Here is a 9,214-nt window from a genome sequence, read left to right on the forward strand (position 1 = left end):
GATTGGCGACATGTGGCAACGCGCTACGACCGCTGCCCAAAAGTCTTTCTGTCGGTCATCACACTCGCAGCGCTCGTCATTTACTGGTCATGAATCCTGATTTTTTCATGTCCAAAACTCTGCGACAGAACAGACCAAGCTTCAAAAAAGGTAAACCTATTAATGCGTTCACCACTATATAATGATCTAGGTCAAGGTGAATCACCCTAGGGCTGTATAACTCGCTCAACCCAGAAACCCCGCTCATCACAAGATGATGGGTTGAGTCGAGACCCTAACCGGCAATCCCGGAGACCCTATGATGTTAAGAAACGTGCTTGCGATCGCATTGGTGCTGGTTGCTCCGACAGGTGTGTTTGCGCAATCCACGGACGTGTCGGCAGATTCTGCGGCACAGGCGGCAAATCGAATAAACATCGCGGGACGTCAGCGGATGTTGTCGCAACGGATGGCGAAAGCGGCTTGCCTGATGGCTCAGGACATCAGCACAACCACCGCTTATGACCAACTGACCCAGGCACACAGCTTGTTCATTCGTTCAGATAGCGCGTTGCGTAAAGGGGACCCGGAATTCGGGCTGGCCCCAGAAGGTTTCAGCGCTGTTCTTGGGGCGCTGGAAGAGATCGATCCGCATTGGGCAGTCTATCGGGACATCGTTGATGTCGGGATCGAAAACGCAGCAATCGAAAGTGCGGATCTCGAAGTTCTCGACAACGCGAGCCTCAACGTGCTCGAGTTTATGAATGCAGCGGTTTACACCACCGCGCAGGCCTATGCGTCTGCAACCCCCGAGGTTCCGCTTGGCCTTGCGATGACAATCGATGTTGCCGGGCGTCAGCGTATGCTGACACAGAAGGCTGTGAAAGAAGCCTGCCTGATGCGCGTCGCAACTGACCCCGCAGTGCAGGCCGCGCGTCTGGCAGAGACAGTGGACTTATTTGACCACTCACTCGTGGCCCTTCTGGAAGGCTTTCCTGCCGCAGGCGTTATTCCCCCATCCAACCCAGAGCTTTCCCGGAAACTACGAGAAGTGTCCGATCTTTGGGGGCCAGTGAAAGAGATTCTCGATCGCGCGGTTGCCCAAGAACAACTGACGGACCGGGACCTTGCAGCTCTTGCGAGGAAAACAGAGCCTCTTCTGCGCACGATGAACGAAGCCGTCGTTATGTACAGATGACCCACACAAAACGACCTGAGACAGGCAATTCTCAGTAATAAAGGAAACAAAAATGATCAGAATGGTTCTGACCGCATCCTTCTTGGTCTGCGCAACTGTTGCTCCCCAGACCTCGATTGCACAGGACAGTACAAATGTGGATCAGGTTGCGCATCGAGTGAATATTGCAGGCCGTCAGCGAATGCTGACCCAGCGCATAACCAAAGCCGCTTGCCTGATGGCGCGGGATGTGGGATTCACCACGTCTTTTGACCAGATGACCCAAGCCTATGGCCTGTTTTTGCAATCGGATCAGGGATTGCGCAACGGGGATTCAGATCTGGGTCTGGAGGCTGAAAGCAACGACACAGTCATCGGGGCGCTAGCGGCGATCGATTCACATTGGGCCGCTTACAAGGCGATCATTGAAACCGGCATCGACAACGCCACTATTGCCAACGCAGAGTTGGATGAACTCGACAGTGCAAGCCTCCGGGTGCTGAAATTCATGAATATTGCTGTCTATAAAATGGCACGGGCCTATGCCTCTGAAACGGAGTCGGTTTCTCTGAATCTGGCGATCACCGTTGATATCGCCGGGCGCCAGCGCATGCTGACCCAAAAGGCGGTGAAAGAGGCCTGCCTGATGCAGGCGGCGGCAGATCCGGCCGAGCAGGCGGCGCGTTTGGCCGATACGGTTGAACTCTTTGATACCTCGTTGTCCGCACTGCAGGACGGTTTCGAGGATATTGGCGTCATTGCACCGCCCACACCGGAAATCGCCCGAAAACTGCGCGAAGTCGAAGAGCTGTGGAATCCGGTTAAAGGCCTGCTGGAACGTGCGGTGAACGGCGAAGTGCTGTCAGACCGCGATCTGTCCGTTCTTGCACGCGACAGCGAACCGCTGCTGCAGCGTATGAATGAGGCAGTTGCCCTTTACACGACGCAATCCTCTTCGAGCTGAAGGCATTCATCGGGAGGCTGCCGCGGGTGCAGCCCAATCCCCAGCCCCCGATCTTTCGGCGAATCCAACAGGCGAAATTTGGAGTAAAATCAGATGTCTCATGCTTCCTGGATTTCAAAACCATTCCTGGCGCACAATTCCAGACAACTGTTTGTGGCCGCCAGTATGTTCGCATCTGCTTTTGCATTTGAATCTCACGCGCAACCGGCGAATGAAGTTGAATTAACCACTCATGACGGCGGCACGAGTGTTCGCGGCGTAATTCTGGAGTATGACGGGGCCACCTATGTTCTTCAGACAGAGTTGGGGAAACTGACACTTTATGCCGCGATGCTTAGATGTTCCGGTGCGGGCTGCCCCGGAGCTGACGGGACTATCGCGGAAGCCGAACCGGAAAAGGAGGCTGTCGATACAAGGGTGACGTTGGTCTCCCGGAGCGATGACACGGAAGTTATGGGGGAATTGATCGACTACAGCGACAGCTACTATGTCGTTGAAACCCCGCTCGGTAGCTTTCAACTTTCCACAGATCGGGTAGACTGCGTTGGTGCCGCCTGCCCGGATTTGAATCTCTATGATCCGAAGATCGCTGTGCTTGGCGGGACCAATGCTGTTGACTTCATGATGCCCGCATTGCTGAGCGAATATGCGCGCGAGCGTGGGTTTCGCTATCTGATTGACGAGCAATCCCCTGATCGTTCTGTTGTCACTCTTCTGAGCAGTGAGGATGGTTCCGTGGTCGCCGAGATCGACATGCAGCCTTCCAGCGCGGCCGATCCCGTCTTCGCTCCGGATATCATGATCACAGACCAACGGATCAACGCGGCTGCAGGTTCAGAGCGGGAGTTCTTGCTGGCACTGGACAGTCGCGTTCTGATTGCCGGCGACAAAAATCCTGTCCGCGACCTGAGCATTGAAGAAATCGAGGGCGTTTTGTCTGGTGATCTGCGGTCCTGGGAAAACCTGGGCGGGGGCAATTCTGCAGTTACGCTGCATTTGCTGGAAGGGGATAAACCGGCGCTCTTTTATCAGAAGGTCTCCGGCAGCCCTGATGGCCCTCTGGCCGCGGATACAGTGTTTCATCCCAATGCACAGGAATTAATTGCCTCCGTCCGCGCAGATCGTTCGGCGCTTGGTCTTCTTGATCGCGTGCAGGTACAGCGTGACGGGGCCGACATGATGTCCATTCGTAAAGCCTGCGGGCTTATGTCTGAACCGTCCAATTTCGATCTGAAAATCAACAACTATCCACTGTCGCGCCCTGTCCTTGCATATGCCGCAGAAGAGAACCTGCACCCTGTTGCCGGTGACTTCCTTCAATGGACGAAGACAGATGCCGCACAATCTGTGCTTGAGGATACAGGGTTCGCCAGCGCGCGGCTTCAGCGCATGAAGATACAGGACATGGGTATCGCCCTGATCCACGCCGCTGCCGTCGAACCGGATTTCAGCGGGGATGAGTTTTCGTCAATGATGCGCGAGTTGCGCCGTGCGGACCGTCTGTCCATCACGTTCCGCTTTGACAATGCCTCCAGCAATCTGGACGCGGAATCGGTGCTGAACATCCGCGACCTCGCAAGCCGACTGCGCAACAGCGAATTCGACGGGCTGGAGCTTCTGCTTGTCGGCTTTGCCGATAGCGTGGGAGATGCGGGGCACAATACGCGGCTTGCGCAACAACGCGCCGAGGCAGTGCAAGAGGTGCTTGCAAATGAATTTGCCGCAGATGGACTGAGCGAATTCAACATTCAGGCGCTGAGTTTCGGTGAACAGATGCCGCTCGACTGCAATGATACCGATGAAGGCCGGGCCAGCAATCGTCGCGTTGAAGTCTGGGTTCGCGTGCCCGAAAGCTCTTGATCAGGAAAGGGTAGGGGGCTGTTTGGGGCGAGGGCAGGTGTGAACTGACCTTTGCGGATCATGCTGACCAGTTCGATGTTGGCCAACACAGATGCAGCTTAGGAAAATGATTTTCTGCCCTGCATGGGCCTGATCCTCCGTTTGACAAACCGGTGATCCTGTACAGTTATGTTATTGAGGTAATTCCGTCGAACCATCTCGATCAGTACAGGGCACCAAAAGCCTCTGAGCATCTTGTTGATCGCCTTGATCCCAGCTGTGTTCGCTCCGCTTTAGTCAGTGACAATCTTGCGCGGCACTCCGGTCGCCTCGAGCGCGGGCTGTCAGAACCGCGGTCGAAGCGACAGTCGGGGACCGAGACTGCGACAGAACCCCATGCCATGCCCTAAGCCATCTCTGAACGGAACTCAGCGCCATCTTCCCACATGCGGTGGAGCAGAATAGGCAGTTTGCTTGCAACGGCGACGACCGGGTGTCGAACCGCGGCGGGCTGGCATAGGCCGACACTTTGTCCATCTCGACCATCGGCGGGACCATATCGTCAAAGCTGCCATGTTGCACCGTTTTGGGCAGGCGGATTCCGAATATCCTCAATAGACCGCATGAGGGTTCGCTAAGGCGTCAAAAGAGGAATTTGTCGACGACACCTCATTACCACTTCTGAAATCGACACTTCATGGCTCAGTGCGCGCACCGCAAGACTTGAGTACATCCTCAACAAAAAGCTCAACAGCCCGCCTGTGCAGGTTTGTTGCGCGGGTTGCGAGGTAGAAAGTCGAGGTCCAATGCAACCTGTCCGGAGCCAGTTCCCGGAGTTTCCCGCTCTGCAATCTGCTTTCCACAAAGTGGACCGGCAGTGGCCCAAGGTAGTGTCCGGTTTCAATCAGCGTCGCCATGGCTTCCATGTTTGCCACGACAGCCTTCGGATCAGTGGACTGAAGCTCTGCTGATACCAGCATGCTGTAGGATCGCTGGCATATCTGATAATCCGAGATGACGTCGAGATCGATCTTGTCGTTGGGCAAATCGAATAACGGGTGGTCGCGGCCGCAATAGAGCCTGTGCTCTTCCTGGCACAATTTGGTGTAGGTCAGATCAGCAATTTGATTACGGAACGGCGCAATCGCGACATGCAATTCACCGGTGATCAACCGTTGTGTCAGTTCTGTCGGCGAGGCGACGACGATTTCCAAACGAACGTCGTTTGGCCGGTTCAGGAACCGTTTTAACGACTTTCCAAAATTCAGATCGGAAAGTGTGTTGACGGCATCCACGACACCAATCCGCAGATCACCTGTTGTGAAGTCCCGAAGTTCCAGAAGTTCTGCGTCGAAATCGCGTGCGCTGCGCAGGATATCTCTTGCCTTGGCATAGGCTATCTCTCCTCGTTCCGTAAGGCGGAAGCCACTGCGTCCTCGTTCGCACACTCGATAGCCAAGTGCCGCTTCCAGGTCGCGGATTCGGATGCTGATGGCGGATTGCGTGATACCCAACGCAAATTGTGCATCCGTGAAACCGCCGCAATCAACGACGGCCACAAATGTCTCGAGAAGCGTATTTCTCAGCAGTTTCAAAGATCAATCCCCCCTGATCACATTACACAAAATTTTTTCATGTGAACATTGATAAAATGGTATTTTTTTATGAAACAACTCATGATGTGATCCTTCCCGGAAATGACGACTTAGCGATATGGGAGGAAATTCGCGTGACATTCTCTTTCAACACAATGAAGACAACCGCAGTTGCTGCGCTGTTGGGGCTGATGCCGCTCACCGCTCTGGCCGAGGACTGGAAATTCGCAATCGAAGAAATTCCTGGCTCGATCATGGACGCCTATGCGCAAGAGTTCAAATCGCGCATCGAAGCGGCCACGGACGGCGAAGTCACCGTCACCGTTTATCCGATGGGCACGCTTGGGACACCAACGGAAACGGTCGAACAGGCCGCCGATGGCGTCATCCAGCTCACCAACGTCTCAATCGGCAACCTGGGCACCGTTGTACCGGAAAGCCAGGTCTTCCTGCTGCCTTACCTGCTGCCTTCCGATCCAGCGGCGATATCGAACATCCTGAGCGGCTCGGAAACCATCTATGGTCCGCTAAACGAGGATTTCCGCAAGCGTGGTCTGGAAGTTCTGACCATGTATTCCGAAGGCCCGCAGGTCTGGACCACCAACCGTGAAATCCGCACCCCCGAAGATTTCGACAACTTCAAAATGCGCGTGATGGTCTCGCCGATTCTGGTGGAAACCTACAACAACATGGGTGCCAGCCCGACCCCACTGCCGTTTGGCGAAGTGTTCGGCGCGCTGCAACTGGGTGCCATCGACGGTCAGGTCAACCCGATCCCCACCATCGAAGAGATGAAGTTCTACGAAGTCACCAGCCACCTGATCTGGGCGGGCGAGCAGGAGCTTGTCACCACCGTTGTTGCCGGCTCCGACTGGTTCGAGACCCTCAGCCCCGACCGTCAGCAGCTGGTGCGTGACACCATGGCAGACATGACCGGCTTCATCGACGGTGTCGTCACCGACTTCAACCAACAGCGTCTGGACATCATCACAGAAGCCAAGCCTGACATCGGTCTGGTCGTCCTGACCGAAGAAGAGCGTGGCGCTTTCCGCGAGCGCAGCGCCGGCACTTCGGCGGCCTATGTCAAAACCGTCGGTGATCGTGGCCAGGAAATTCTGGACGCGCTGCAGGCGGAACTGTCGGGCAACTGATCCTCACGCCACTCACTCACTCGAAACTTCCTCACGCGCAAAGCGCGTGAGGGCTTTCATAGGGAGGACGCTATGCAAAGTGATACTGCAACTCCCTTCGGCTTTTTGGGAAAGATCGACGCTGTCATCGGACGGGTTGAAGTCTGGATCCTGGGCTGGGGGATCACCCTGATGGCCTTGAATACAATCGCCAATGTCTTTGGCCGGTACGTGTTCAGCCAATCCATCTATTTTTCCGAGGAACTGAACGAGTTCCTGATCGTCATCGTCACCTTCATGGGGCTGGGCTATGCCACTCGCAAGGGCATCCATATCCGCATGTCAGCGATCTATGACGCGCTGCCGATCAAGATGCGCAAGGCCCTGATGGTCGTGATTGCCACTACAACAGCCGTCGTTATGGCGGTGTTGGCCTGGTACGCGCTGGAATACGTTCAAAAAGTCGCCGCCCGAGGGCGCATCACCCCGGCGCTGCAGCTGCCGCTGTACCTGACCTATGTCTGGGTCGTGGTTGGCCTGGCGCTGGCTGCGTTCCAATATCTGCTGACCGCGATCCGTAACCTGAACTTCGCCGAGGAAGAGGTCTATGTCTCGTATCTCGAAGTCGACAGTTACGAAGATCCCGAGACAGCAGCAGCCATCAAGAAATACGAAGATTCCGCGGAGGCAGAAAAATGACCGAGTTGATGCTAGCCGTCATGATCATCCTGCTGCTGGCAGGGTTTCCGATGAAAATGCCGCTGATCTCGGCGGCGGTGTTGGGCTTCCTTGTCTATTTCCCCAACATGAACATGCAGATCCTGATCCAACAGATGATCGGGGGTGTAAAACCAGCGGCGCTGATCGCGGTTCCGATGTTCATTCTGGCCGCCGATATCATCACACGCGGCCATTCCGCCAACCGGCTGATTGATCTGGTCATGAGCTTCATGGGCCATATCAAAGGCGGTTTGGCCATCTCTGTCACCTCGGCCTGCGCGCTGTTCGGTGCGGTTTGCGGCTCGACGCAGGCGACCGTGGTTGCCATCGGTGGGGCCATGCGGCCCCGGATGCTGAAATCGGGTTATAGCGACAGTTTCTCGATCGGTCTGATCGTGAATGCTGCTGACCTTGCCTATCTTATTCCGCCCTCAATCGGCATGATCATCTATGGCGTGGTGTCGGGTACGTCGATTTCGCAATTGTTCATCGCGGGCATCCTGCCTGGGTTGCTGATTGTTGTCCTGTTTTCGGCCTATTGCATGGTCTACGCCTATCGCCACAACATCCCCGTACTGCCGCGCGAGGGCTGGGGGCAACGCATTACCGCCCTGCGCAAGGCGCTGTGGCCAATGGGTTTCCCGGCCATCATCGTGGGCGGCATTTATGGGGGCGTCTTTTCCCCGACCGAAGCGGCCGCGATCTGTGTGCTTTATGCGGTCATCCTTGAGGTCGTGATCTTCCGCTCGATCAAGGTGAAAGATCTATTCGACATCGCGCTGTCCACCGGTGCAATCACCTCAGTCGTGTTTATCCTGATCGCGGCAGGTGCGGCGTTCAGCTGGACGCTGAGCTTTGCGCAGGTACCGCAAACCATCATTGCAGCGCTGGGTCTGGAAAGCGCCAGTCCGCTGATGGTGTTGTTGGCGATCAACGTGGCCTTCTTTGTCGGCTGCATGTTCGTGGACTCGATTGTGGTGATCCTGATCCTGGTCCCGATCTTTGCGCCCATGATCAAGGCCAGCGGGCTGGACCCGGTTCTGGTCGGCGTTCTGATCACGCTGCAAGTCGCCATCGGCGCCGCAACCCCGCCCTTCGGCTGCAATCTGTTCACCGCCATCGCGGTTTTCCGGCGGCCCTTTGTCGAGGTCGTGCGCGGGGTACCGCCCTTCCTGATCATCCTGCTGATCGTGACCGGGCTGCTGATGGCATTCCCACAAATCGCCCTGTTCCTGCCGGAACTGGCTTACCGATAAAACCTAAGAAACGGAGAAAATCATGTCGGGACATGGTTATGAAGCTGGTCGTCTGAACTTGCCCTTTGTCGGCATCTCAACCTTTGGCAAGAAACCTTATGTCGAAAACTGGGACGAGATCGACGCAGACGTGGCGATCCTCGGTGCGCCGTTCGATTTCGGCTGCCAGTTCCGCTCTGGCGCGCGGTTTGGCCCGCGATCGGTGCGCGAAGCATCGACCCTGTTCAGCTTTGGCCATGCTGGCGCTTATGATCACGAGGACGACGCCACTTATCTGGGCAGCGATGTGCGGATTGTCGATCTGGGCGACGCCGATATCATCCACACCAAGACCGAGGAGAGCCACGCGAATATCGAATATGGCGTGAAGAAAATTCTGGATGCAGGTGCGATACCGGTCACTATCGGCGGCGATCACTCGGTCAACATTCCCTGCATCCGTGCCTTTGCCAAGGATTGCGAAAAGAACGGCCCGATCCACGTGGTCCAGATCGACGCACATCTGGATTTCGTGGACGAACGCCACGGCGTCACCGAGGGTCACGGAAACCCGA

The 9,214-nt window shown here is 55.9% G+C and carries 8 protein-coding genes and 2 pseudogenes; 8 read left to right on the forward strand and 2 right to left on the reverse strand.

The genetic code is table 11. From position 1 onward, the window contains the following. The 4 genes and pseudogenes from GOX88_RS22995 to GOX88_RS23010 all read left to right on the forward strand — a co-directional run. Window positions 1-93 (forward strand): annotated as a pseudogene (locus tag GOX88_RS22995) (IS5/IS1182 family transposase); the annotation flags it as partial. Between the two features lie 208 nt (window positions 94-301). Beyond that, the gene (locus GOX88_RS23000; protein ID WP_302478217.1) at window positions 302-1,177 is read left to right on the forward strand and encodes a type IV pili methyl-accepting chemotaxis transducer N-terminal domain-containing protein; all 876 of its coding nucleotides are present in this window, start codon (window positions 302-304) and stop codon (window positions 1,175-1,177) included. A 52-nt stretch (window positions 1,178-1,229) separates the two neighbouring features. Then, window positions 1,230-2,120: a type IV pili methyl-accepting chemotaxis transducer N-terminal domain-containing protein gene (locus GOX88_RS23005; RefSeq protein WP_170407716.1), complete on the forward strand. Its 891-nt coding sequence runs from the start codon at window positions 1,230-1,232 to the stop codon at window positions 2,118-2,120. Window positions 2,121-2,285: 165 nt separating this feature from the next. Further along, complete coding sequence (locus tag GOX88_RS23010; RefSeq protein WP_170407719.1) at window positions 2,286-3,980, forward strand: phosphate ABC transporter substrate-binding/OmpA family protein; 1,695 nt, start codon at window positions 2,286-2,288, stop codon at window positions 3,978-3,980. 23 nt (window positions 3,981-4,003) lie between these two features. On the opposite strand, the pseudogene GOX88_RS23595 reads toward GOX88_RS23010, so the two are convergent. Both GOX88_RS23595 and GOX88_RS23015 read right to left on the reverse strand, forming a co-directional pair. After that, a pseudogene (locus GOX88_RS23595) lies at window positions 4,004-4,297 on the reverse strand (DDE-type integrase/transposase/recombinase); the annotation flags it as partial. Window positions 4,298-4,654: 357 nt separating this feature from the next. Continuing rightward, window positions 4,655-5,554: a LysR family transcriptional regulator gene (locus GOX88_RS23015; RefSeq protein WP_170407722.1), complete on the reverse strand. Its 900-nt coding sequence runs from the start codon at window positions 5,552-5,554 to the stop codon at window positions 4,655-4,657. Between the two features lie 134 nt (window positions 5,555-5,688). On the opposite strand from GOX88_RS23015, the gene GOX88_RS23020 reads away from it, so the two are divergent. The 4 genes from GOX88_RS23020 to GOX88_RS23035 all read left to right on the forward strand — a co-directional run. Then, window positions 5,689-6,705, forward strand: a complete 1,017-nt coding sequence (locus GOX88_RS23020; RefSeq protein ID WP_367648100.1) for a TRAP transporter substrate-binding protein — start codon at window positions 5,689-5,691, stop codon at window positions 6,703-6,705. 72 nt (window positions 6,706-6,777) lie between these two features. Then, window positions 6,778-7,383, forward strand: a complete 606-nt coding sequence (locus tag GOX88_RS23025) for a TRAP transporter small permease (RefSeq protein WP_170407726.1) — start codon at window positions 6,778-6,780, stop codon at window positions 7,381-7,383. After that, on the forward strand, window positions 7,380-8,660 hold the full coding sequence (locus GOX88_RS23030) for a TRAP transporter large permease (protein WP_170407729.1): 1,281 nt from the start codon (window positions 7,380-7,382) through the stop codon (window positions 8,658-8,660). Before GOX88_RS23025 ends, GOX88_RS23030 begins: the two co-directional genes overlap by 4 nt. Window positions 8,661-8,682: 22 nt before the next feature. Next, on the forward strand, window positions 8,683-9,214 hold a 532-nt coding region (locus tag GOX88_RS23035; RefSeq protein WP_170407731.1), incomplete at its 3' end, for an arginase family protein.

This window comes from Ruegeria arenilitoris (genome assembly GCF_013030985.1).
GTDB classification, from domain to species: domain Bacteria; phylum Pseudomonadota; class Alphaproteobacteria; order Rhodobacterales; family Rhodobacteraceae; genus Ruegeria; species Ruegeria arenilitoris_B.